Source organism: Aestuariivirga sp., from assembly GCF_020252405.1.
Taxonomy (GTDB): domain Bacteria; phylum Pseudomonadota; class Alphaproteobacteria; order Rhizobiales; family Aestuariivirgaceae; genus Aestuariivirga.
The window spans coordinates 1-21,336 of record NZ_JADCDA010000008.1 but is presented as its reverse complement, the minus strand read 5'-3'; the positions used below and the strand labels follow the sequence as shown (position 1 = coordinate 21,336).

Here is a 21,336-nt window from a genome sequence, read left to right as displayed (position 1 = left end):
TGCAGCCCCGCCATGCTCTTCATAATCCGCTTATGGTTAGCGATTGGTTAATGGGGTGCGCCGCCCGGGTCAGGCGTCCGGGCGGCGTCGCACCCTTAAAGCATTTTCAGGTCAAGTGGACCCCGGTTGACCGTCGAAAATGCGACCAAGCAAAGAGACAGAGCAGGTCTCGGTTCAGTGGAATCGAAACCTGATCCAGAGCATGATCCGCAAAAGTGGAACCGCTTTTGCGACCAGATCCTGCTTAAGCTTTTAATCTGGCGCATGTTCCTACCGGTCACCTGATTCCGCCTGACCGGAACATGCGCTATCCCCTGAACAGAGACAGGATCTGCTGGCTGTTCTGGTTGGCGATGGTGAGCGACTGAACGCCCAGCTGTTGCTGAACCTGCAGGGCCTGCAGTCTGGTGGATTCCTCGTTCATATCGGCATCGACCAGCGTGCCGATGCCGCTGGTGATCGCGTCCATAAGCGAGCTCACGAAGTCCTTCTGCATGTTTGTGCGTTGCTTCACCGCGCCGAGGCTGCTTGCCGCGGTGGTCATCTTGCCGATACCGCCATCGACGAAGGAAATCATCTGCTCGAGGTCCTGGAGGTCGTTGGTCGTGTCGGTGAATGCGGAGATGTCGAGCGACAGGATCGAGTAGTTGACATTGCCGTTTGCCGTTGTGTCCTGTGTGTCAAGAATGCCGGACTGGTCGTTGGCGTCGATCAGCTCGGTTTTCGTGATGTCCACCGAAATTGTGCCAATAGAGACCTGGCCGCCCGATCGCGAGAATGATGCCACGATGGTCTTGGTGGAATTGTAGGTCGCCTGACTTGAGTCGACGGAGAGCCAGTTCTCGCCGGAGAATACCGAGGATTCGGCAATGCTCGTGAGCTGGTTCTGAAGCTCGGCGATTTCCGACTGCACCTTGGCGCGGTCGACGCCGGGCTGGCGCGCGGCAACCAGCTTGTTCTTGATCTCCTTGGTCACGTCGATCGCCTTGTTGATGCCCGTATAGGCGACGTCGATCGTCGCGGCGCCGAGGCCCAGCGCATCCTTCACGGTCGAGAGCGCGCCGTTGTCCGACCGCATGGTGGTGGCGATCGACCAGTAGGCGGCGTTGTTTTCGGCTGCCGCCACGCGGAAGCCCGTGGAAATGCGGGCCTGGGTGACGGAGAGCTGCTTGTTGGTGGAGTTGAGGCTTTGCAACGCCGTCATTGCGGAGGCGTTGGTCATGATGCTGGCCATGAAGCACTTGTCCCTTGGAACACAATACTGACTGGGGACATCCGGAGCTGGGTTCCGGTACGACGGGAAAGGGCATGATGCCTGAGCGGATTTTAGCCGCTTCCGTCACAGCCCGTTAAGGTAAACGCCCGCGGTTTCCATTCCCTTAAGCCATAAACAAAAAACGCGGCCTGTGCCGAAGCACAGGCCGCGTTGCCGGGTCGGTGAAAGCTTTAGCGGAACAGAGAGAGCACGGTCTGGCTGTTCTGGTTGGCGATGCTGAGCGCCTGGATGCCGAGCTGCTGCTGCACCTGCAGGGCCTGAAGCTTGGTCGATTCCTCGTTCATGTCGGCATCGACCAGGGCGCCGACGCCCGTGTCGATCGCCGTCATCAGCGCGGACACGAAGTCCGACTGCGTCTTGGTGCGCTGCTTGATCGCGCCGAGGTTGCTGGCGGCCGTGGTCATAGAGCCGATGGCGCTGTCGACATAGCCGATCATCTGCTGAAGATCTTCCAGATCGTTGTCCGTGTCCTTGATTCCGGAGATATCGAGATCGGACACCGCGTAGTTCACGTTGCCGTTGGCCGTGGTGTCCTCCTTGTCAAGGATGCCCGACTGGTCGTTGGCGTCATAGAGCTTGACGCTGCTGATGTCGATGGAGATGGTTCCGACAGCGACGTTGCCGCCGCTGCGGGAGAAGGATGCGATCATCGTCTTGGTGCCGTTGTACGAGGCCGCGCTGGAATCGACCGATATCCAGTTTTCGCCGGAGAACACCGAGGAATCGCCGATACTCTTGAGCTGATTCTGCAGTTCCTTGATTTCCGACTGAACCTTGCCGCGGTCGATGCCGGGCTGGCGGGCGGCCACAAGCTTGTTCTTGATCTCCTTGGTCACATCGATGGCGCTGTTCATGCCTGTATAGGCGACATCGATGGTGGCGGCGCCAAGGCCCAGCGCGTCCTTCACGGTCGAGAGCGCCCCGCGGTCCGACCTCATGGTGGTGGCGATCGACCAGTAGGCGGCGTTGTCCTCGGCGCTGCTGACGCGGTAGCCGGTGGAAATGCGGGTCTGCGTCTGGCTGAGGTTCTTGTTGGTGGTGGTCAGGCTTTGCAACGCAGTCATGGCGGACTGGTTGGTCATGATGCTGGTCATAGGTGAAATTGTCCCCTTACCCGTGTTCACAAACATGAGAACATTCCGGGGCGGAACCGGAGGGACGGGATCGCTTCATGCCAGAGGGGGCAGCCCTCCCCGTCGGACCCAATCCTACGGGGAACTTGCTACTGCGCGGCTAAGGGAAGCGGTTAAGAAGTGATGAAGGAATTGACGAGGCTTCCCGCCAGCAGATGCCAGCCGTCGATCAGCACGAAGAACAGCACCTTGAACGGCAGCGAGATGACGGTGGGAGGAAGCATCATCATGCCCATCGACATGGTGAGCATCGAAACGATCAGGTCGATCACCAGAAATGGAAGGGCAATCAGGAAGCCGATCTCGAAACCGCGCCGCAGTTCCGAGATCATGAAGGCCGGAACCAGGATGCGGAGATCGATCTCGCCATCCGGGGATATGGCGATGTTGCGCTGTCGGGCCATGGCCTCGAACAGCGCCAGGTCCTTGTCGCGCACATTCTTGGTCATGAAATCGCGGAATGGGCCGGTGATGCGCTGATAGGCTTCCGTCTCGCCGATCTGACCCGCCATATAGGGATCGAGGCCCTCGGTCTTCGCCTTGTCGAAAACGGGCGCCATCACGAAGAAGGTCAGGAACAAGGCCAGCGACACCATCACGAGATTGGCCGGCGTGCTCTGCAGCCCCAACCCCGAGCGCAGGAACGAAAAGGCGATAACCAGGCGTGTAAAACTGGTGACCATGATCAGCAGGCCCGGCGCGAGCGACAGCACCGTCAGCAGCACGACATACTGGAGAATGCGCCCGGAAACGCTGGGATCGCCGGCGGGAATGAGCTTCCCCAGCTCCGGCACCTGGGCCACCGCGGGGCTGGCAAGAAGCGCCAGTGCGAGGATGGCGATGAGCAGTCTCATTCCACCAGCAGCCCATGGATCAGTATTGCGCGGACATCGCCTTGCGACAGGCTCCGCACCGTCTCGTTCAGGTCGTCGCGCAAGGCCAGCAGTCCGGATGGTCCCTCGAGCTGGCTGAGCCGCACGGTGCGCAGATAGGCCAGAACCTGCTCTCCCGCCTGCTCGGCCAGAAGTTCAGGAGTCTTCTGGCCACCGGGTTTCACAAGTATCGAAGCTTCGAGGCGAATCCATGTTCCCGGCGGATCTGCAAGCGTGGTGAGCACGGGCGGGATCGGGATGATCTTGACATCGGCATCTTCGGTTTCTTCCTCGGCCCCGGCGTCCCCGGCGCCCTCGGCCTCCGCCGCAGCTTCCGGCTCTCCTTCCGCTGTCCCTTCGGCATCGGCCTGTTTTTCTGTCTCCGCCGCAGGCGTGGCGCCCGACGGTTTCGCCGTCTCCTTGCCGCTGTCCTTGCCAGGCTGCAGCAAGACCCCGACGGCAAAGCCCGTGCCCGCGCCCATCAGGCTCAGCAGAAGGACGACGATGGCCGTCGTCATCAACCCGCTCTTTCCCCCGCTTGCCGCCATGGTGTTCATGCCTCTCAGAACGGGGAAACGCGGTCCCAGATCTGCTGGCCCCAGCCCGGCTGCTGCACCTCGCTGATCCGCCCGCGGCCGCCATAGGAGATGCGCGCTTCCGCAATCTTCTCGTATGAAATCGAGTTGTCCGGCGAAATATCGACCGGCCGCACAAGCCCGGAAACATGGAGTATGCGCTGCTCGAAATTCACCGACACCTCCTGGCTTCCCTCGATCAGAAGCGAGCCGTTGGGCATCACCCGGGTAACCATGGCCGCCACGGACAGCTCGATCCGTTCGGAGCGTGCGGTGGTACCCTGTCCCGCACTGCTGGTGTTCGAGTCGACATTGGCCTTGCCGCTCCCTTCAGCCTTGGTTGTGCCCATCCAGTTCAGGTTGAGGCCCAGCTTGCCGTCGGCGGAGGACTTGCGGCTGCGGTTGGATGTGCTGTTGAGGGTGGCCCGGTCGTCGATTCCGATGTGCACGGTGAGCAGGTCGCCGGTGCGGATTGCGCGCGGGTCGCGGAAATAGTCGGCGCTGCCGCCGATCCAGCTGCGCGATGCTTCCGAGAGCGTTTCCACCTCGCCCAGCGAGCGCTCCCCCGCCGCCGCACCAAGTCCCTGCCCCACGGGCGAGAGCGGAGGCGCCCGGTTGAAATCCTCAAGATCGGGCGAACAGCCAAGCATGGGCAGGGCCAGCGCCAAAGCAATGAAGCGGGCATGCAGGGTCATGGCGGGGATGTTCCGTCTGCCGCTGGAACGGCGATCAGGCGGACCATCTGCGCCGCGAGTTCGGGCTTCATCACGTCGAGGATGGCGCTTGCCTGACGGGGTTTCAGCTGGCGCAGCACGGAAGAGGCCAGCCGCATGTCGAGCTTCTCCATCTGAGCGGCCGCGGCTTCGGGGTCCATGCCGGCATAGATTTCGACGAGTTCCTTGCGGGCGAGGTTGCGCAGCGCATCGCGTTTGGCGATGAGGTCCGCCAGTTCTCTCGCGCGGTCCTCGAGAAGTGTCAGCCGCGCATCCACCTTCGCCTGCAGTTCCTGCAGTGCCGCGGCCTGGCGGGCCGCCCGCCGTTCCGCCGCAAGGTCGGTGACGGCGGTGCAATACTCCTCGATCACCTTCCGGAGCTCGGTCTTATCCGGGCTGCCGCTTGGCTGCTGGGCCGCTGCCGGCGCGATCAGCTCCGCAAGAACGAGGCAGGTGCAGGCCAGGCGCATCGACATCATTGGATCACCAGCTCTGCCTGCAGCGCCCCCGCGGTCTTGATGGCCTGGAGAATGGCGATGATGCCACTGGGCTTGAGGCCGATGCGGTTGAGTCCATGCACCAGCTTCTCGAGGCTGGGCCCTGACAGGATGGCCACCTTGGCGCCCTTCTGCTCGGCATCGATATTGGTGGATTGCTGGATCTCGGTGCGGCCGTCCGAGAAGGGCGCGGGCTGCACCACTTGCGGAGACTCGGTCACGCGGATGGTAATGGCGCCATGGGCGATGGCGACGGGCGACACCCGCACCTTGCTGCCGATCACGATGGTTCCCGTCTTCTCGTCGACCACCACGCGCGCCGGCGAATCGGCCTCGACCATGAGATCGCCCACCGCCGCCATCAACCGCGAGGCCGTCGTCCGTTTTGGCCGTTCGATCGACACGGTGCGGAAATCCATCGCCTGGGCAATGCGCTGGCCATAGGTCTTCACAGCGAACCGGTTGATCACCTCGGTTATGCGTGAGGCCGTGGTGAAATCGGGATTCCTGATCTTGAGCGACAGCGAATCGACGGCATTGAAATCGGCCGAGAGTTCGCGCTCGATCAGCGCGCCGCCGGGAATGCGGCCGCCGGTGGGGGTTCCCTCCGAAAGCTTCTCGGCTTCGCCGCTGGCCTGAAAGCCGGTGACTGACACCGCCCCCTGCGCCACGGCATAGGCATTGCCGTCGGCGGCGGACAGCGGCGTCATCACCAGCGTTCCGCCGCGCAGCGACGTGGCGTCTCCCATGGAAGAGACGCTGACATCGACGCGTTCGCCGGCGGATACGAAGGGTGGCAACCGTGCGGTGACGATCACCGCCGCCATGTTGCGCGCCTTGATCGATCCCTGCGGAACGGCCACGCCGAGACGCTGCAGCATGGAGCGGGCGGACTGTTCGGTGAAGGGTGAACCGCGCATCGTATCGCCCGTGCCGGCAAGCCCCATCACCAGCCCATAGCCGACAAGCTGGTTGTCACGGATGCCATCGACATCCGTGATGTCCTTGATGCGCGACATGGCGCCGGCCGCGCTTGCCAGGCAGAAAAGGAGTGCAATGGCAAGCAGGGCGCGCCTCATTCGCCCAGCACCGCCAGCGCGCCGTCCGGCAGGACCTGCACCTTGATGACAGCGCCCGTCTCGAGGGCGCGGGCGTCGATCACGTCCCCTTCCGCTCCGTCGGAAAGTGCGATGACGGACGTCGAGATCGAAAATCCTTCGTCGCGATAAACGGCAACGGCGGCGGCGCCCCGCCTGATCGCCAGCGGCGTTCCGAGGCCGCCAAGGGCAATGGGCATTCCGGCCACCAGGCGCCGCCGCGTTTCCTTGCCGATCACCTCGCTGCTGCTCGTGGCGATTCCGCGCACCGACTGCTCGGTGGTCTGGAACTGGCGATCGGTGAGCCGGTCGGCAGTGATCACGTCGCCTGGAAACATGGTTTCCCGCGGCACCGGAAGGGCGCGGACCGTCGTGCCGTCGCCCGCCGCGCAGGCGCTGCCTGCCACGGCACAGATGGCCAGCCCCTTGGCCAGAAGGCGCAACAGCGTCATGGCTCAGCGGATGCCCTTGCTCACCACGCCGGCCATGTCATCGGCCGCCTGGATCACCTTGGAGTTCATCTCATAGGCGCGCTGGGCCGAGATGAGCTCGGTGATTTCCTTCACCGGGTCGACGTTGGAGTTCTCGAGGTAGCCCTGCTGCACCTTGCCGAAGGACGGGTTGCCCGGAAGACCGGTGACGGCGGGGCCCGAGGCGTCAGTCGGCTGGAAGAGGTTGCCGCCCAGCGCGTTGAGGCCGGCAGGGTTGGTGAAGTTGGCGAGCGTGATCTGTCCGACCGGGACCATGTCGGCCTGGCCCTCGATGCGCGCGAAGACCTCGCCCGTCTGGTTGAACTCGACGCCCGTCGTGCCGGCGGGAAGGGTCAACGCAGGTTCGAGCGGGTAGCCGTCGCCGGTCACAATCTGGCCCGTGGCGCTGATGTTGAAGGCGCCGGCACGGGTATAGAGCGTCTCGCCATTGGGACTCGCCACCTGGAACCAGCCCGGTCCGTTGATGGCGAGGTCAAGCTGGTTGCCGGTTTCGGACAGGGGTCCCTGGATGTTGAGCAGCCGGATGGCGGACAGCCTGGTTCCAAGGCCCAGCTGCGCGCCTTCTGGCACCACGCTGTCGCCGGTCTGGGCGGGAATGCCCTGAACGCGTTCCACCTGATACAGGAGATCGGTGAATTCCGCCCGCGTCCGCTTATAGCCCGTGGTGTTGATGTTGGCGATGTTGTTGGCGATCACCTCGACATTGAGCTGCTGGGCGGACATGCCCGTGGCGGCGATTGACAGTGCGCGCATCTTGCTGCTCCTAGATCTGCATCCGGCTGATTTCTTGGTAGGCGCTCACCGCCTTGTCGCGCACCGCAAGCGCCGCCTGCAGCGTGCGCTCGGCCGCCATCACCCTTTCCACAACGGTCTGCAGCGGCAGGCTTCCCTGGATGCCGGCAAGCGCCGCCGCTTCGCCCTGCTGGACGCCCGCGGCGGTATCGCTGGCGAGGCGTCCGAGCAGGCTGGCAAAGTCGCTTCCCGCGGGTTGTGCCGTTGCCGACGCGAGGCCGGCGCCTGCCGGACGCAGGCCGATCTCGGGCAGACCCGACGCGATGTTGAGGCTCAGCATCGGCTTATTGTCCCTTCAGCAGATCGACCATCAGCGCCGTCATCTCGCGGGCTTGCTTGATCATCTGCAGGTTTGCCTCGTAGGAGCGCGAGGCCTCCCGCATGTCGGCCATCTCAACCATCATCTCGACGTTGGGCCGCTTGACGTAACCTGATGCGTCAGCGGCGGGGTGGCCCGGGTCGTACTCGGTCCTGAACGGCTTCTGGTCGCGGACGATGCGGTCAACGCCCACCATCTGCGCGCCGGTCGCCTCGTCGAGGGTTTGCGTGAACGTCACCATCTTGCGGCGATAGGGATCGGCTCCCGGTGCGGTGCCGGTCGAATCCATGTTCGCGAGATTTTCCGAAACGACCTTCAGACGCATCGACTGACTCTGCAGCCCGGAGGAGGCCGTGCGCATCACGGAGAGCAGGGGATCGAGCATGGTCAGGCCTTCACGCTGGCCAGCAGCATGCGGTGGAAGCTGCGCGCCAGCCCCGCGTCGATGCCCATCATGCGGTTGTTCGAACTGGCGGTCATGAGTTCCTGCTCGACCGACACGTTGTTGCCGGAGTGGCTGGAGGCCCAGCTGCCCCCCGCGTCGCGGCCCACCGGGCGCGCCTCATCCGGCGGCGGCATCATGTGGAGCGGAGACGTGGCGGCCATCTGCACCGGGGGTCCGTCGAGATAGGCCGAGAAGGACCCGACGCCCTGCGCGCGGTAGCCCGGCGTATCGGCATTGGCGATGTTGGCCGCCGTGACGGCCTGCCGTTCGGAAAGCCATGTCATGTGGCGCGAGGCGAGATCGAAGAGATACACCGCGGTGTCTCCGTGAATAGAGCCTCTCCGTGATAGGCGGAGAAGCTTGTCCAGGCCTTGCCCGCCCGGAGCATCGTGCGGGCATGCGGAAAAACCCGCGGCGCGCGTGATGCGCCAGAGTCAAAAGCTGGCGCAGTTTTCCGCCCTCAAATCCGGATGTGCTTGAGGCCCGTTGCATATCTAGCGGCCCAGCGTATGCCGCGGCAGGCGGCCCGTGCTGTTGAGGTAGTGGATGATTTCGGCCACTGCGCGGTAGAACTCGGGCGGGATCTGCGCGTCAACCTCCACCTGGTCATGGAGGCTTCGTGCCAGAGGCCGGTTTTCGACGAGCGGAACCTCGTGCGCCGTGGCGATCTCGCGGATGGTGCGGGCCATGTGGTCGACGCCCTTGGCCACCACCACGGGCGCGCCTCCCTCCTCGCGCCGGTAGCGAAGCGCCACGGCATAGTGGGTGGGATTGGTGATCACCACACTCGCCTCCGGCAGTTTCTCCAGCATGCGCCGCGATGTGCGCTGCCGGGCAAGTCCGCGGATGCGGGCCTTGATGAAGGGATCGCCGTCGGCTTCCTTCATCTCCTCCTTCACCTGCTGCTTGGTCATGCGCAGGTCGCGCCGCCAGCGGTAGCGCGACCACGCCACGTCGGCGATGGCCAGCAGCAGCGCCAACCCCAGCAGCGGCCGCAACGCGCCCGCCGCGAGGTCGCGCAGCAGGTCCGGCAGCAGCGCCGGGTCCATGGCGAGCGCAGTGACGAACTGCGGCAGATCGCGCCTGAACAGCAGCCACAGGATCACGGACACGGCGGCAAGCTTCAGCGCGGCCTTGAGGAATTCGACAAGGCCGGCGCGGCCGAACAGCCGGTTCCAGCCGGCCAGGGGAGAAATGCGCGAAGGCTTGGGTCTCACCCGCTCGCCCGCGGCGGAGGGCACGTTCTGCAGCAGCGAGGCCAGAATGCTGCCGGCGGCGATGAAGGCGAGCACCGGCAGCAACGGAAGGCCTGCGTCGCGCAGCACCGACACGAGATAGGAGGCGGCTGCCTCCCGGTCGCCGATGCGCATGGTGCCGGCAGCCGCGAGGGCGGTTTGCAGCGCCTCCGTCAGATGCTCCAGCATCCAGCCGCCCAGCAGCAGCAGGGCTCCCAGGCTCGCGGCGATCGAACCGAACAGGATCGCTTCGCGCGCCATCGGCACGTTGCCCTTCTCGATCGCGTCGCTGATGCGTTTCTCGGTCGCATCCTCTGTCCTGCTCTCGCGGTCTTCCTCCTCAGCCATGGGAGGTCAGGCGGCAGTCGCTTCGTCGCTGGGCAGTTCGATGTCGCCGCGCTGCACCATCTCCAGCACCTGTGCCACGATGGCGGCACGCGCCGCATCGCCTTCCTTGGTGCGGACGCCCTTGTCGCTGGCGAGTTCGGCCTCGACCATGCGGCGGGCGCGGGCGCCGAGCGAGGAGAGAGCCACTTCCTTGAGCGCGGCGTCCATGCCCCTCAGGGCCAGCACCACCCGGTCGGTCTGCAGCTTGTCGAACAGCGCCAGCCGCGCCTGCTGGGAGAGCTTGCCCAGATCCTCGAAGGAGAAGATCAAACGCTTGAGTCTGGCGGCCTCTTCCGGCTTCCAGGCGGCCACGCCCGCCAGAATCTCGCCGGACTTCTCGCGGTCCAGCTTGTTCAGCATAGCGGCCAGACGGCCGCGTCCCTCCGCCTCAAGCCCGGCATCCTGGCGCGCCAAGAGGTCCTCCTCCAGCACCTGCTCCACCAGCTTTGTGACGGCGTCCTCGACCGGCTGCACCTTCAGCAGGCGGCGCGCCACCGTGATGCGGAAATCGCCCGGCAGCACCGACAGGCAGCGCGAGGCGAAGTCGCCATCAAGCTTCGAGAGGATGAAGGCAATGGTCTGCGGATGCTCGTCGAGGAGGTAGGGCACGAGGGTGTTCTCCATGCCGCTCTCGAACCGGCGCCAGGCGGGCTCGCCCGCCTGCATGATCTGTGCGCCCAGCATGCGGGAGAGCTCGCTGGGCGAAAATGCCCGCTCGACCATGCCCTTCACGGCGTCAAAATCCGTGCCAAGCCCCAGGGCGCGCGCGAAATTGGCGGCGAAATCGTCCACCAGCAGATCGAGGTCCTGTTTCTCCACGCGGCTGATGGAGGCCGCCGAACTCATGATCGCCTTGACCTCGGAGGAGTCGAACCTCTGCAGCAGCTGGGTTCCGAGCTTGTCGCCCAGCGCAAGCAGCAGGATGGCCACCTTCTCGCGGCCGCCACGGCCGGAGAGCGGGACCTGGCCCGGACGCAGTGGCATCTCCATGCTTTCCTCAGGGATCGGCGGCGGGTCCGGCGACCTCGGTAATGGTGAGGCCCAGCCTGCCTTCGGTTTCGTCGACGACGAAGAGGGCGCCGCGCGCCACCTCGCGCCCGTTCACCAGCATGCGCGCCGGGGCGCCCAGTTTTTCGTCCAGCGTCAGCGTCGTGCCGGGGGCGAGCTTCGCCACCTGCGACAGCGGCAGCCGCGCCGACCCGATCACGACCTGCACGGACACCGGAATGCGCAGCACCGCGCCCGGCAGCGAGGATACCGCGGATCCGGTATCCGGCGTTTGCGGGTCCGGAGTTGCAAGGTCTGGCAATTGCTCGCCGAAGCTGGTCATCATTTTGTCGTCCTGGAAGGCATCTTCCTGCCGTGCAGTGTGGCAAATCCGGCTTGCGGGAAGGTGGTCACGCGAGCGCCGTGGTGATGGTGACGGCATATCTGTCGCCCGTGCGGCCGAGCGTGGCCTCATAGGCCGCGACACCGCCGCTCCACAACGTCACCGGGCTGCCGGCGGTGGCGGTGAGTGCGATCAGTTTTCCGGGCCTCAGTCCGGCAATGGCATCGAGCGTCAGCATCTCGGGGCCCAGCGTCACCTCCAGGCTCACCATCGAGCGTCCCACTTCCTGCTGCAGCATCCTTTGCTGCATGGCGCCCGCCGCCGCCGCACCGGCGCCGGCCATGTCGAGTTCGCGCTCCAGTTCGGCGCGGCTGAAGAAAAGGGATATCTCGCCGCTGTAGCCGAAGACATTCAGCATAAAGCGCAACTGCGCAACACCCGTGCCCACCTCGATTCCCGGCGGCTCGCCGTCAAACAGGCTGAAGGGGCGCATCAGCGCATCGCCCAGCGACTCCGTCAGCTGACGCGCGAGGGTGGCCTGCGCCAGCCGCAGAACGCCGTGCTCGATCTTGGAGAGTGGCCGGCCGGACATCTCGAAGGCCGGCTCCGCACCCGTCCCGCCCATGGCCACTTCGATAACTGCGGATGTCGCCGGCCGGTCCAGCAGCAGCAGTGCCGTCAGCGAGCCGCGCTCGGATTCGAAGCGCACCAGGCGGCCTTCGGCGCCGGCGCCCGTGGCCGCATCCTCCTTCACGCCATCCGGCGCAACGCGCCATGGCGCAGGCCGCCACGCCGTCAGCCCGCTGTTCAGGCCGAGGGCGATGCCCGCGGTAAGTTTCGCCAGTCCCGGCAGCTCCGCCAGCGCGGCGCGCGGCGCGTTCCTGAACAGGCTTGCGTCGAGGGACTTCATCTCAGGCGGCCTTGGCATCCGCCGAGCCGGAGTTCATCGTCTCCTGCTCAACTTCCGAAATCGAGGGGCGCTCATAGGCGGAGATGGTCTTGCGGCCATGCTCCAGCGCCACCTGAGGCATGGCCCCGTTCATGAAGGCGAGCAGCGTCTGCTTGATGATGACATAGAGCCGCACCTTCTTCTCGCGCACCGTCTTCACCTTGGAGGCGAGCGGACCGAAGATTCCATAGGAGAAAAGGATGCCTGCAAATGTGCCCACCAGCGCCGCGCCAATGAGGTGGCCCAGCACTTCGGGCGGTTGGTCGAGGGCGCCCATGGCCTTGATCACGCCCAGCACCGCGGCCACGATGCCCAGCGCGGGGAGAGCGTCGGCAACCGCCGACAGGGCAAGGTAAACCTTCAGTTTGTCGCGCTGGATGGTCTGGATCTCCTCGTCCATCAGCGCCTCGATTTCATGGGTGCGGGCATTGCCGATGATGATGAGCCGGCAGTAGTCGCAGATGAAGTTGGTCAGGTCCTTCTCGGCCAGAATCTTTGGAAACGCCTTGAAGATTTCGGATTCGCTTGGGTTGTCGACATGCACCTCCATCTCGGTTCGCGTCTTGGTTCGCAGCTCCCGCATCAGCGCATAGAGGATGGCCAGCGTGTCGAGATAGTCGCGCGGTTTCGGCGTTGCCTCCTTGATGGCCTCCATGACGCCCTTGAAGGTGTCCTTGACCACTTTCATCGGATTGGCGACGAAGAAGGTCCCGATGGCGGAACCCAGGATGATCACATATTCGAAGGGTTGCCAGAGCACGCTGATGTGGCCCCCCATCGCCGCAAAGCCGCCGAGAAGGCAGCCGAAAACGATGACCATGCCGATGGCGAAGCTCATGAGCGCGGTATCCTTCACGCCTGGTGTTCATGCCTTTGGCTAGGGTGCGCGGCTTGCGCGGGCCTGTCGGCGGCGCTCTTCAGGCCGGGGCAAGGCCCGCCGGTCATTCTGCGGGTGGAGGAAAGCCCATGTTCGGCACTGTCGCCAGATTTCAGCAGATCGCGCGCAATATCGACAAGACGCTCGGCGCCCTTTCGCAGCGGCCGGACGTCAAGCGCGAGGCGGATTACTACCTCGCCAATATCCGCAGGGTGAAGTCGGCGGACGAGTTTCTGCGCAACGACCGTCTCTACAATTTCGCGATGACGGCCTTCGGGTTGAAGGACATGATCTACGGCAAGGCCTTCATGCGCAAGGTGCTCACCGAGGGCGTGGATGACCAGAAAAGCTTCGCCCTGCAGCTTGCCGATCCGCGCTTCCGCGATTTCGCCGAGACCTTCAACTTCGCGCGCTATGGCGGCACAGCCACGGCCTTCGAGCGCGCCCAGCAGGGTACGGTCGATCGCTTTCTGCGCATCCAGCTCGAGGCCGATGCCGGCCGGAGCGACGAGGGCGTGAAGCTGGCTCTCTATTTCCAGCGCAAGGCTCCGGATGCGAAGAGCGTCTATGGTTTGATGGGCGATCCCGCTCTGTACAAGGTGGTGCAGACGGCGCTGGGCCTTCCCGCGGCCTACTCCAACACGGACATCGACAAGCAGGCGGCCTTCATAAGCGCCAAGATCAACGTCGAGGATTTCAAGGATCCGGTGAAGCTCGACAATTTCCTCACGCGCTTTGCCGCGCGCTGGCAGGCGGCCAACGGGGTTCCTGGAGCCACGGTGCCGCAAGTGGGGCTTGCCCGCCCCACGCTGGCCAGCTTCGACAATTCCCTGCTGCTCAGCATGCAGACGCTCCGGGGCTATGGCCGCTGATGGACATCAACGCGCCCGTCGGCCTCTCCGGTCAGATCGCCCTTGCCCGGCGGCTTGAGACCATCGCCAGCAATGTCGCCAATGCCGGCACCGCCGGCTATAAGTCCGAGGCGGTCACCTTCGCCACGGTGGTGTCGAAGACCCAGCCATTCCAAACCAGCTTCGCCTTCGGCGGCGGCCCGCACGTGGATCTGTCCGGGGGAGGTTTCAAGCAGACCGGCAATCCCCTTGATGTGGCGGTGCGCGGCCAGGGCTTCCTCGCCATCGCCACGCCGCAAGGCGCCGCCTACACCCGCGACGGGCGCATGCAGATGCTGCCCACGGGCGATATCGTAACCCTCGAAGGTCACGCCGTGCTCGACGCCGGCGGCGCGCCGCTCACCGCCGATCCCGATGGCGGCGCGCTGGACATCGGCAATGACGGAACCATGCGGCAGAACGGGCGCACCATTGGCGCGCTTGGGCTGTTCACCCTCGATTTCGCAAGGGGCTACAGCCGCTATGAGAATTCCGCCTTTATCCCGGCAGCGGCCGCCGTGCCCGTCGATGATTTTGCCCGCGACGGCATTGTGCAGGGCTTCGTGGAAGAGTCGAACGTCAATCCGGTGCTGGAGATGACGCGGCTGATCGCCGTGCAGCGCGCCTTCGAGGCGATGAGCGCCAGCCTCGAGCAGCGCGACCAGGCGCTGCGCGAAACCATCCAGGGCCTCGGCGCCCGCGGCGGGTGAGCATGACGGCCACAGGCTCCCGGCTTCCCCTGCAGGCGCTTGCCCGGCGTATCCGCGCCGCCGCGCAGGACTTGCCCTTCGCGCGACCGGTGGGAGAGGTGCGCAGCCTGGGACCTTCGGTCGTCGAAGTCGGCGGGCTGTCACGCAGCCTGCAGCTCGCCTCGCTCGTCGAGATCGGCACGGCGCGTGGCGCGGTGCTGGCGGAGGTGATCCGCCTGGACCATGACGTGGCGCAGTGCAAACCCTATGACCAGCGCGCCTCCGTGGCGCTCGGCGATCCCGTGCATCCGCGCGGCGAACTTCTCTATTATCCGCATCAGAGCTGGCGCGGCCGCATTATCGATGCGCTGGCGCGGCCCGCCGACGGCGGCGAAGCCCTGGTGCGGGGCGGGCGCGCCGTGCGGCTGGCGTCCGCACCTCCCGCGGCCATGTCGCGCCAGATCGTGTCGAAGGGATTCAGCACCGGGGTGCGGGTGCTCGATGCCTTCACGCCCCTCTGCCTCGGCCAGCGGCTCGGCGTCTTCGCGGGATCGGGTGTCGGCAAGTCCACCCTGCTGTCGATGATCGCGCGGGCCTCCGCCTTCGACAGCGTCATCGTGTCGCTGGTGGGCGAGCGCGGCCGCGAGGTGAGAGAATTCGTCGAGCACACGCTGGGTGCTGCGGCGCAGACGGCGGTTACGATCCTCGCCACAGGTGACGAGAGCGCCATGATGCGCCGCCTTGCCCCGCAGCTGGCGACCGCGCTTGCCGAACACTTTCGCGACCTCGGGCAGAATGTGCTGCTGATCATGGACTCTGTCACGCGCTATGCCCATGCCTGCCGCGAGGTGGCGCTGGCGGCGGGAGAGCCCCCGGTGGCCAGGGGATATCCGCCATCCGTCTTCAGCGACCTCCCGCAGCTTCTGGAGCGCGCCGGCCCCGGCATCGGGGGTCAGGGCGCCATCACCGGCATCTATGCCGTGCTCGTCGATGGCGACGATCACAATGACCCCGTGGCCGACACGGTGCGCGGCACGCTCGACGGCCATATCGTGCTGGATCGGGCCATTGCCGAGCAGGGCCGCTATCCGGCGGTCAATCTGCTCTCATCGCTGTCGCGGCTGGCGCAGCGGGTGTGGACCGCCGACCAGGCCAGGGTGGTGCAGGAACTGAAGCGCCTCGCCGCCCGCTTCGAGGATACACGCGACCTGCGCGCCATGGGTGGCCATGTGCCGGGAGCGGATGCGGAACTCGACCGTGCTGTTGACCTCATCCCGAAGCTTTACAGGGTGCTGGGCCAGCAGGCCGCGGACCCGCCGTCGGCCGATCCGTTCCGCGAGATTGCGGCGGCCCTGTCAGGCAGCCTCTGAGGCGGCCTGCTCGCGGTTCAGCAGCTGATAGCCAAGGTAGCGCTTGGTATCGATCGGGTCGTAGCCCAGCATGTTGCGCAGTTTCTTGCGCAGCTTGCTGATGTGGCTTTCCACCACGCTCTCCTCCACCTCGTCGTCGAACAGGCCGTAGACCGCATTGAAAATCTGGTTGCGGCTCACGCGCCGGTTCCGGTTGGCGGCGAGATACTCGAGGATGCGCCGCTCGCGCCGCGGCAGCACCAGGGTGCGCCCCGCCACCTCAGGGTCGCGACCGTCGTTGAACACGCGCAGGTCACCGAGGTCGGTGGCCTTGCTTGCGGGCGTGGTGCGGCGGCGGATGGCGCTGATGCGGGCAATGATCTCGCGGGCATGCACGGGCTTGCGCACCACATCGTCCGCGCCGGCCGCGAAGAGCTTGAGCGTCGATTCGAGGCCCGTCGAATCGTTGAGCGCAATGGCCGGCGCCTCGGAGCGTGTCTTGATCGCCCGGGTCACCGTCTCGCGCTGCAGGAAATCGCCGAGGATGAAAGCCTCGACGGCGGCGAGGTCGGGGCCGCTGGTGGAGTGAAACCAGTTGGCGAAATCCGTGGGGGTGAAGCTCGCGGCGGAAATACCCTCCCGGCCGAAGCTGTTGCGATAGGCGTCTGTCACCTCGATGCGGTCGTCCACGAGAATGATCATGGTGGCAATATGCTTTCCCTGTTGGCGAGCCCGGCGAAAGGACTCACGCGGTTGACAGCGCCAGTTTCAAGAACAGCCCGTTAATATTTAGTTAAAATATAGTAGTATTATAAATTGATACTGGAAATAAGATAGTCTTCCAAGCTTATTCATCACGGTATTTGTTTTTATAACAGTAAGTGTAAAAGATGTTACCAGGTGTATTTGCCAAACTGAAGCAAAGAAATGGAAAGCGTTCAATCTTGTTTGAACACGACAAAGATGTAAATGAATTGTCATACACTCTTGACGGCAGATTCCCGCAATGTTTAAAGTTGCACTCCGGTGAATTGCTCAACTGTGAGGAGATGCAAGGCCATGGACAATCAGATCGACGACGGCACGGTTATGTCGTCAGGAGGCAGTGTTCTCCCGCAGGACGGCTTTCTGTTCATTGGGGAATTGGCCAAGCTGACCGGCACGGATCCCAAGACGATCCGCTTCTATGAGCGGGTCGAACTCATCTCACCGCCCCGCCATGGCCGCTTCCGCACCTATCTGGCAAGCGATGTGCGCCGCCTGAAGAATATCCTCACGCTCCGCCGCCTGGGTGTGCCGATCGCCCAGATCCGCGAGATCCTGGACATGCTCACGCCGGAGGAAGACGTGCTGGCGAGCGAGAAGGCCATTCGCCACCTCAAGCAGCACCTCGATCTGCTCAAGAACCGTCAGGACGAACTGAAACTGCAGATCGAAAAGACCAACAGTGCTCTCGAAAGTCTCGTTGCCTAGCCCATGTTCCGTTCAGGCGGAATCGCCTGAACGAAAAGAACATGCGCCAGATCAAAAGCTTGAGCATGATCTTATCGCAAAAGCGGTTCCACTTTTGCGGATCATGCGATACAGCATTTTCAGCTCAAGTGGACACCGGTTGACCGTCGAAAATGCGACCAAGCAAAGAGATGGAGCAGGTTTCGATTCCACTGAACCGAAACCTGCTCCTGCCATCTTTTCCAGAAGGCTTTGCTGGTTCATCATGCCGCCGGTCACCGGTGGTTCTCCGGTCTGGGGTTGAGGTCGCAACCAGACCCAGCCGGAAACTCCGGTGAAGACCGAAAGCCGTTCGCTCGCCTCAGCGCTTCCCGGGCGCTCATCGTGAACGGCTTCGCCTCCAGAATTCACTCCACGCCCTGGGTCACAATCGTCGCGCGAAACCCAGCCTACATGGCGCGGATCATCGCAAACACCCCTCAACCCGGATTCGGGGCCGTGGCGTTGCCCCGCAAAAGCTTGAAATTCGCAACGAATCAGCCACAGATGGAGGGTGTAAAGCGTTTCGGGTGTGGCAACGGCAGCGAGGAGACAGACCAGCCAAGAGCTAGTTTCTGGAACCACTCAAATCACATCAGCCCCGTGCGCCCTCAGAACCCGCACGGGGCATTTCGTTTGGCTTGATTGTGTGGAGCCCCGGCGCTAAGCCAGCCCAAAGGCGGGCGATTAGCTCAGTTGGTAGAGCGCTTCGTTTACACCGAAGATGTCGGGAGTTCGAGTCTCTCATCGCCCACCAGCCTGCAAGCCGTCTCCCGTGAACAATCATCTTTCATGCGATCTGGAACCGGTGCGGGCGAGATGATGGCGTCACGATGACGCTGGCAATCAGGCTCAAAGAAGCCTCCGCCAGGTGAGGGGAAGGCGGGCGTTGCAGCAGATAACTGGCTCGATGGCGGCGCATGTCGCGGTTGGTGGCGGGCGTCATGCGGCGTTTCCGGTCGGAGGTGGAGACCCTGATCCTGCAAGAGAGCGGGGCGTTGCGGCGGCGATATGCGGCATCGGCGGGAATGCGGGCGTGTGGCCGCCGCTTCCCGCGACACCGTCTTCGACAGCCGCAGGAACTCAGGGTTCATATTGATGATCTGGTCCCGGGGCGTGACCGGAACAGGTCCAACTCGCCCGACCCGCGCCGCTCAACCGGTTTCATCCCCGAATCCCTCCGCCGTTCGCCCTCCAGAGTGAGCAGCGCTTCGCGACCGTCGTGGACCGCAAGTTGGGATTGCAGGGAAACCTCAGCCACCGCCCCGCTTTCCAGCAAAAGCGAAGACTTCAAACGACGCGGTCAGGGTCTGAACTCAATGGCTGGGGAATTGTTCACGGGGGGCCATTTCAACTCACACTGGACGATAAAGCCCTTGGAGAGCATGATCCGCAAAAGTGGAACCGGTTTTGCGACAAGATCATGCTCAAGCTTGTGATCTGGCGCACGTTCTTTTTGTTCACGCGATTCCGCCTGAACGGAACATGCGATAGCCTCACCTCATGACCCACGATTTGCTGACCCCGGAAGAGATGTACCGGGCCGATGCGCTGGCCGTTCAGGCCGGCGTGCCCTCTCTCACGCTGATGGAGACCGCCGGGCGGGCGGTGGCGGACGAGATCGTGCGGCGCTATGGGGCGCGGGCCACGCTGGTGTTGTGCGGACCGGGCAATAATGGGGGCGATGGCTTCGTGGTGGCGCGCCACCTCAAGGCCTGGGGCTGGCCGGTGCGGCTCGCCCTGCTGGGTGATCGGGCGGCGCTGAAGGGCGACGCCGCGGCGATGGCGGCGCGCTGGGGCGGACCGGTGGAGGCGGTGGGCGCGATGGCCGGGGCGGGGCTCATCGTCGATGCGCTGTTCGGGGCCGGGCTGTCCAGGGATTTTCCGGAGGCGCTGGCAGGCGCGATCAACCGGGCGGGCTGCCCGGTGGCAGCGGTGGACGTGCCGTCGGGCCTCGACGGGCTGACGGGCCAGCCGCGCGGCGCCAGCGTGAGGGCGGAAGTTACCGTCACCTTCTTCCGCAAGAAGCCCGGCCATGTGCTGCTGCCGGGCCGCGAATTCTGCGGCGAGGTGGTGCTGGCGGACATCGGCATTCCGGATTCTGTTCTGCGGGACATCCGCCCAGGGAACGCCATCAATTGCGAAATCCACCATCCGGAACCGGCGCTGGGCGGCCACAAATATGGGTGCGGCCATGCCGTGGTGGTGTCCGGCGGGCCGCTCAACACCGGGGCCTCGCGGCTGGCGGCGGAGGCGGCGCTGAAGTCGGGGGCGGGGCTGGTGACCCTCTGCGGCCGGCGCGAGGCGCTGCTGGTTCAGGCATCACACGTCACGGCTGTCATGTTGTCCGACATGGATCTGTCGGCACTGCTGGCCGACAGGCGCAAGAATGCCGTGTGCATCGGCCCGGCGGCGGGGGTGGGGGCCGGCACCCGTGACCTGGTTGAAACAGTGCTGCTCAGCGGGGCGGCGGCGGTGCTCGATGCCGACGCGCTGACCTCCTTCGCGGAGGAGACCGGGCGGCTGTTCCGCCTCATCGAGATCGTCCCTGGGCGGCCCGTCGTGATGACGCCGCATGCCGGAGAATTCGGGCGTGTTTTTGCGGGACTCGACGCAACAGGTGAGTCGAAGCTCAAACTGGCCCGGACAGCGGCGGAGCGGTCCGGCGCGGTGGTGGTGCTGAAGGGGGCGGACACGGTGATCGCCGCACCCGATGGCCGCGCCCGGGTGAATGTCAACGCGCCGCCCTGGCTCGCCACGGCGGGTTCCGGCGACGTGCTGGCGGGGGTCGTGACGGCCATGCTGGCGCAGGACCTGCCGGGCTTCGAGGCGGCCTGCGCGGCGGTGTGGCTGCATGGAGAGGCAGCGGGGCGCCACGGACCGCGCGGGCTCACCGCCGAGACCCTGATCGGTTTCCTATGAACCGTCCGCTCGTCCTGCTGCTCATCACCGGGCTGGCCTTTGGCTGCAATTTTCCGCTGGGCAAGCTCGCCGTGGCGGCGGGGGTGAACCCGGCGCTGTGGGCGGCGGTGATTTGCCTCGGCGCGGGCTGCGCGGTGGGGGTTGCGGCGTGGCTGTTCGAGGCGACCGGCGGCGCGGCGCCCGGTCTCTACCGCTATGCGGCCATCTCCTCCGTCATCTCCAACGTCATCCCGCTGGCCCTCACTTTCGCGGCCATCCCCCATATCGGCAGCGGGCTGGCGGCGATCCTGGTGGCGACCTCGCCGGCGACGACCGCCATTCTCTCCATGGCCTTCCGGGTGCGGCCGCCGGGTCCGCTGGGCCTTGCCGGTATTGCGGTGGGTCTCGCCGGAGCGGTGACCATCATCATCGCCCGCAATGCAGGGTTCGGCGCCACGGAGTCGCGTTGGCTGCTGCTGGCGGCGCTGATACCGGTGTTTCTGGGAGCGGGCAACGTCTACCGCACGGTTGCCTGGCCGAAGGGAGCAGGGCCGATGCGGCTGGGCGCTGCCATAAACCTTTCCGCCGTGCTGCCGCTCCTCGTGCTGGCCGGCCTCGGGGGCGGGCTGAACCTCGCCCCGCTGAGCTCCATTCCGGGCCTCGTGGCGGCCCAGCTTGCGGCCTCCACCATCATGTATCTCACCTTCTTCCGGCTGCAGGCGGTGGGCGGGCCCACCTACCTCTCCCAGATCGGCTATGTGGCCGCAGCCGTCGGCGTCGCCGTTGGGGTGTGGTTTCTGGGTGAGCGCTATCCGCCGCTTGTGTGGGCGGGAATCGCCGTTGTGGCGCTGGGGATCGGGCTCACCACGCTGGCGCAGGCGAGGGCGCCTAGGAGCCTGTCTGGAAAACAGCCTAGACGGCGGGGATAGAATTTGATTCACTCGGGTTATGAGCAAGACATTTCGATCGTGGGAAGTAGATCAGGCGTGGCTTTTGCCGGCTTCGGTTCATGACTTTGTGCCGCCTGG

Annotated in this window: 25 protein-coding genes and 1 tRNA gene; 7 read left to right on the top strand and 19 right to left on the bottom strand. The window is 64.8% G+C overall.

Annotation, left to right across the window (positions count from 1 at the left end; translation table 11 throughout):
• Nucleotides 1–307: 307 nt before the first annotated feature.
• The 17 genes from IOC69_RS01540 to motA form a co-directional block, all read right to left on the bottom strand.
• Nucleotides 308–1,234: a flagellin gene (locus tag IOC69_RS01540; protein ID WP_290541759.1), complete on the bottom strand. Its 927-nt coding sequence runs from the start codon at nucleotides 1,232–1,234 to the stop codon at nucleotides 308–310.
• Nucleotides 1,235–1,446: 212 nt separating this feature from the next.
• Nucleotides 1,447–2,370, bottom strand: coding sequence for a flagellin (locus IOC69_RS01535; RefSeq protein ID WP_290541758.1), 924 nt, complete (start codon nucleotides 2,368–2,370; stop codon nucleotides 1,447–1,449).
• 152 nt (nucleotides 2,371–2,522) lie between these two features.
• Complete coding sequence (fliP, locus tag IOC69_RS01530; RefSeq protein ID WP_290541757.1) at nucleotides 2,523–3,263, bottom strand: flagellar type III secretion system pore protein FliP; 741 nt, start codon at nucleotides 3,261–3,263, stop codon at nucleotides 2,523–2,525.
• Nucleotides 3,260–3,799 (bottom strand): flagellar basal body-associated FliL family protein, encoded by a 540-nt coding sequence (locus tag IOC69_RS01525; RefSeq protein ID WP_290541756.1) that lies wholly within the window; start codon nucleotides 3,797–3,799, stop codon nucleotides 3,260–3,262. The genes fliP and IOC69_RS01525 overlap by 4 nt, the downstream gene beginning before the upstream one ends.
• 44 nt (nucleotides 3,800–3,843) lie before the next feature.
• On the bottom strand, nucleotides 3,844–4,551 hold the full coding sequence (locus IOC69_RS01520) for a flagellar basal body L-ring protein FlgH (RefSeq protein ID WP_290541755.1): 708 nt from the start codon (nucleotides 4,549–4,551) through the stop codon (nucleotides 3,844–3,846).
• Nucleotides 4,548–5,048, bottom strand: a complete 501-nt coding sequence (locus IOC69_RS01515) for a hypothetical protein (RefSeq protein WP_290541754.1) — start codon at nucleotides 5,046–5,048, stop codon at nucleotides 4,548–4,550. Before IOC69_RS01515 ends, IOC69_RS01520 begins: the two co-directional genes overlap by 4 nt.
• Nucleotides 5,045–6,145: a flagellar basal body P-ring protein FlgI gene (locus IOC69_RS01510; RefSeq protein WP_290541753.1), complete on the bottom strand. Its 1,101-nt coding sequence runs from the start codon at nucleotides 6,143–6,145 to the stop codon at nucleotides 5,045–5,047. Before IOC69_RS01510 ends, IOC69_RS01515 begins: the two co-directional genes overlap by 4 nt.
• Entirely contained in the window at nucleotides 6,142–6,615 is a 474-nt protein-coding gene (gene flgA, locus IOC69_RS01505) for a flagellar basal body P-ring formation chaperone FlgA (RefSeq protein ID WP_290541752.1), read from the bottom strand. Before flgA ends, IOC69_RS01510 begins: the two co-directional genes overlap by 4 nt.
• A gap of 3 nt (nucleotides 6,616–6,618) precedes the next feature.
• Nucleotides 6,619–7,407 (bottom strand): flagellar basal-body rod protein FlgG, encoded by a 789-nt coding sequence (flgG, locus tag IOC69_RS01500; RefSeq protein ID WP_290541751.1) that lies wholly within the window; start codon nucleotides 7,405–7,407, stop codon nucleotides 6,619–6,621.
• A 10-nt stretch (nucleotides 7,408–7,417) separates the two neighbouring features.
• Nucleotides 7,418–7,726 (bottom strand): flagellar hook-basal body complex protein FliE, encoded by a 309-nt coding sequence (locus tag IOC69_RS01495; RefSeq protein ID WP_290541750.1) that lies wholly within the window; start codon nucleotides 7,724–7,726, stop codon nucleotides 7,418–7,420.
• 4 nt (nucleotides 7,727–7,730) lie between these two features.
• On the bottom strand, nucleotides 7,731–8,150 hold the full coding sequence (flgC, locus tag IOC69_RS01490) for a flagellar basal body rod protein FlgC (protein ID WP_290541749.1): 420 nt from the start codon (nucleotides 8,148–8,150) through the stop codon (nucleotides 7,731–7,733).
• Between the two features lie 2 nt (nucleotides 8,151–8,152).
• Complete coding sequence (locus tag IOC69_RS01485) at nucleotides 8,153–8,524, bottom strand: flagellar basal body protein (RefSeq protein ID WP_290541748.1); 372 nt, start codon at nucleotides 8,522–8,524, stop codon at nucleotides 8,153–8,155.
• Between the two features lie 180 nt (nucleotides 8,525–8,704).
• Entirely contained in the window at nucleotides 8,705–9,793 is a 1,089-nt protein-coding gene (locus IOC69_RS01480; RefSeq protein ID WP_290541747.1) for a flagellar type III secretion system protein FlhB, read from the bottom strand.
• 6 nt (nucleotides 9,794–9,799) lie between these two features.
• Nucleotides 9,800–10,816, bottom strand: a complete 1,017-nt coding sequence (locus IOC69_RS01475; RefSeq protein WP_290541746.1) for a FliG C-terminal domain-containing protein — start codon at nucleotides 10,814–10,816, stop codon at nucleotides 9,800–9,802.
• Between the two features lie 13 nt (nucleotides 10,817–10,829).
• A complete protein-coding gene (locus tag IOC69_RS01470; RefSeq protein WP_290541745.1) occupies nucleotides 10,830–11,165 on the bottom strand; it encodes a FliM/FliN family flagellar motor switch protein in 336 nt (111 codons plus the stop codon).
• Nucleotides 11,166–11,229: 64 nt separating this feature from the next.
• Complete coding sequence (locus IOC69_RS01465) at nucleotides 11,230–12,072, bottom strand: FliM/FliN family flagellar motor switch protein (RefSeq protein WP_290541744.1); 843 nt, start codon at nucleotides 12,070–12,072, stop codon at nucleotides 11,230–11,232.
• A gap of 1 nt (nucleotide 12,073) precedes the next feature.
• Nucleotides 12,074–12,949, bottom strand: coding sequence for a flagellar motor stator protein MotA (gene motA, locus IOC69_RS01460; RefSeq protein ID WP_290541943.1), 876 nt, complete (start codon nucleotides 12,947–12,949; stop codon nucleotides 12,074–12,076).
• A 128-nt stretch (nucleotides 12,950–13,077) separates the two neighbouring features.
• Here motA and IOC69_RS01455 point away from each other — a divergent pair, with 128 nt between their 5' ends.
• From IOC69_RS01455 to IOC69_RS01445, 3 genes are read left to right on the top strand one after another with little or no spacing between them, the layout of a single operon-like run.
• Nucleotides 13,078–13,860 (top strand): DUF1217 domain-containing protein, encoded by a 783-nt coding sequence (locus IOC69_RS01455; protein WP_290541743.1) that lies wholly within the window; start codon nucleotides 13,078–13,080, stop codon nucleotides 13,858–13,860.
• Entirely contained in the window at nucleotides 13,860–14,588 is a 729-nt protein-coding gene (flgF, locus tag IOC69_RS01450) for a flagellar basal-body rod protein FlgF (RefSeq protein ID WP_290541742.1), read from the top strand. The genes IOC69_RS01455 and flgF overlap by 1 nt, the downstream gene beginning before the upstream one ends.
• Before the next feature lie 2 nt (nucleotides 14,589–14,590).
• Nucleotides 14,591–15,937: a FliI/YscN family ATPase gene (locus IOC69_RS01445; RefSeq protein WP_290541741.1), complete on the top strand. Its 1,347-nt coding sequence runs from the start codon at nucleotides 14,591–14,593 to the stop codon at nucleotides 15,935–15,937.
• Here IOC69_RS01445 and IOC69_RS01440 read toward each other — a convergent pair.
• Complete coding sequence (locus IOC69_RS01440) at nucleotides 15,923–16,618, bottom strand: response regulator transcription factor (protein WP_290541740.1); 696 nt, start codon at nucleotides 16,616–16,618, stop codon at nucleotides 15,923–15,925. The two genes, IOC69_RS01445 and IOC69_RS01440, sit on opposite strands and share 15 nt — an antisense overlap.
• A 357-nt stretch (nucleotides 16,619–16,975) precedes the next feature.
• Between IOC69_RS01440 and IOC69_RS01435 the strand changes: the two genes are divergently transcribed.
• Both IOC69_RS01435 and IOC69_RS01430 read left to right on the top strand, forming a co-directional pair.
• Complete coding sequence (locus tag IOC69_RS01435; protein WP_290541739.1) at nucleotides 16,976–17,389, top strand: MerR family transcriptional regulator; 414 nt, start codon at nucleotides 16,976–16,978, stop codon at nucleotides 17,387–17,389.
• A 699-nt stretch (nucleotides 17,390–18,088) separates the two neighbouring features.
• Nucleotides 18,089–18,164: transfer RNA gene (locus tag IOC69_RS01430), tRNA-Val, on the top strand.
• A gap of 33 nt (nucleotides 18,165–18,197) precedes the next feature.
• Here IOC69_RS01430 and IOC69_RS01425 read toward each other — a convergent pair.
• A complete protein-coding gene (locus IOC69_RS01425; RefSeq protein WP_290541738.1) occupies nucleotides 18,198–18,353 on the bottom strand; it encodes a hypothetical protein in 156 nt (51 codons plus the stop codon).
• Between the two features lie 557 nt (nucleotides 18,354–18,910).
• Between IOC69_RS01425 and IOC69_RS01420 the strand changes: the two genes are divergently transcribed.
• Nucleotides 18,911–20,329, top strand: a complete 1,419-nt coding sequence (locus tag IOC69_RS01420; protein ID WP_290541737.1) for an NAD(P)H-hydrate dehydratase — start codon at nucleotides 18,911–18,913, stop codon at nucleotides 20,327–20,329.
• Nucleotides 20,326–21,237 (top strand): DMT family transporter, encoded by a 912-nt coding sequence (locus tag IOC69_RS01415; RefSeq protein WP_290541736.1) that lies wholly within the window; start codon nucleotides 20,326–20,328, stop codon nucleotides 21,235–21,237. The genes IOC69_RS01420 and IOC69_RS01415 overlap by 4 nt, the downstream gene beginning before the upstream one ends.
• Nucleotides 21,238–21,336: the final 99 nt, after the last annotated feature.

Bases quoted from the DNA above. Each gene is read 5' to 3' on its own strand.
- fliP (WP_290541757.1), bottom strand. From the start codon at position 3,263: ATGAGACTGCTCATCGCCATCCTCGCACTGGCGCTTCTTGCCAGCCCC.
- IOC69_RS01515 (WP_290541754.1), bottom strand. From the start codon at position 5,048: ATGATGTCGATGCGCCTGGCCTGCACCTGCCTCGTTCTTGCGGAGCTG.
- flgC (WP_290541749.1), bottom strand. From the start codon at position 8,150: ATGCTCGATCCCCTGCTCTCCGTGATGCGCACGGCCTCCTCCGGGCTG.
- flgG (WP_290541751.1), bottom strand. From the start codon at position 7,407: ATGCGCGCACTGTCAATCGCCGCCACGGGCATGTCCGCCCAGCAGCTC.
- IOC69_RS01435 (WP_290541739.1), top strand. From the start codon at position 16,976: ATGGACAATCAGATCGACGACGGCACGGTTATGTCGTCAGGAGGCAGT.
- IOC69_RS01445 (WP_290541741.1), top strand. From the start codon at position 14,591: ATGACGGCCACAGGCTCCCGGCTTCCCCTGCAGGCGCTTGCCCGGCGT.
- IOC69_RS01415 (WP_290541736.1), top strand. From the start codon at position 20,326: ATGAACCGTCCGCTCGTCCTGCTGCTCATCACCGGGCTGGCCTTTGGC.
- IOC69_RS01420 (WP_290541737.1), top strand. From the start codon at position 18,911: ATGACCCACGATTTGCTGACCCCGGAAGAGATGTACCGGGCCGATGCG.
- IOC69_RS01425 (WP_290541738.1), bottom strand. From the start codon at position 18,353: ATGACGCCCGCCACCAACCGCGACATGCGCCGCCATCGAGCCAGTTAT.
- flgA (WP_290541752.1), bottom strand. From the start codon at position 6,615: ATGACGCTGTTGCGCCTTCTGGCCAAGGGGCTGGCCATCTGTGCCGTG.
- IOC69_RS01465 (WP_290541744.1), bottom strand. From the start codon at position 12,072: ATGAAGTCCCTCGACGCAAGCCTGTTCAGGAACGCGCCGCGCGCCGCG.
- IOC69_RS01455 (WP_290541743.1), top strand. From the start codon at position 13,078: ATGTTCGGCACTGTCGCCAGATTTCAGCAGATCGCGCGCAATATCGAC.
- IOC69_RS01535 (WP_290541758.1), bottom strand. From the start codon at position 2,370: ATGACCAGCATCATGACCAACCAGTCCGCCATGACTGCGTTGCAAAGC.
- IOC69_RS01440 (WP_290541740.1), bottom strand. From the start codon at position 16,618: ATGATCATTCTCGTGGACGACCGCATCGAGGTGACAGACGCCTATCGC.
- IOC69_RS01520 (WP_290541755.1), bottom strand. From the start codon at position 4,551: ATGACCCTGCATGCCCGCTTCATTGCTTTGGCGCTGGCCCTGCCCATG.
- motA (WP_290541943.1), bottom strand. From the start codon at position 12,949: ATGAGCTTCGCCATCGGCATGGTCATCGTTTTCGGCTGCCTTCTCGGC.
- IOC69_RS01470 (WP_290541745.1), bottom strand. From the start codon at position 11,165: ATGATGACCAGCTTCGGCGAGCAATTGCCAGACCTTGCAACTCCGGAC.
- IOC69_RS01540 (WP_290541759.1), bottom strand. From the start codon at position 1,234: ATGGCCAGCATCATGACCAACGCCTCCGCAATGACGGCGTTGCAAAGC.
- flgF (WP_290541742.1), top strand. From the start codon at position 13,860: ATGGACATCAACGCGCCCGTCGGCCTCTCCGGTCAGATCGCCCTTGCC.
- IOC69_RS01510 (WP_290541753.1), bottom strand. From the start codon at position 6,145: ATGAGGCGCGCCCTGCTTGCCATTGCACTCCTTTTCTGCCTGGCAAGC.
- IOC69_RS01495 (WP_290541750.1), bottom strand. From the start codon at position 7,726: ATGCTGAGCCTCAACATCGCGTCGGGTCTGCCCGAGATCGGCCTGCGT.
- IOC69_RS01475 (WP_290541746.1), bottom strand. From the start codon at position 10,816: ATGCCACTGCGTCCGGGCCAGGTCCCGCTCTCCGGCCGTGGCGGCCGC.
- IOC69_RS01480 (WP_290541747.1), bottom strand. From the start codon at position 9,793: ATGGCTGAGGAGGAAGACCGCGAGAGCAGGACAGAGGATGCGACCGAG.
- IOC69_RS01525 (WP_290541756.1), bottom strand. From the start codon at position 3,799: ATGACGACGGCCATCGTCGTCCTTCTGCTGAGCCTGATGGGCGCGGGC.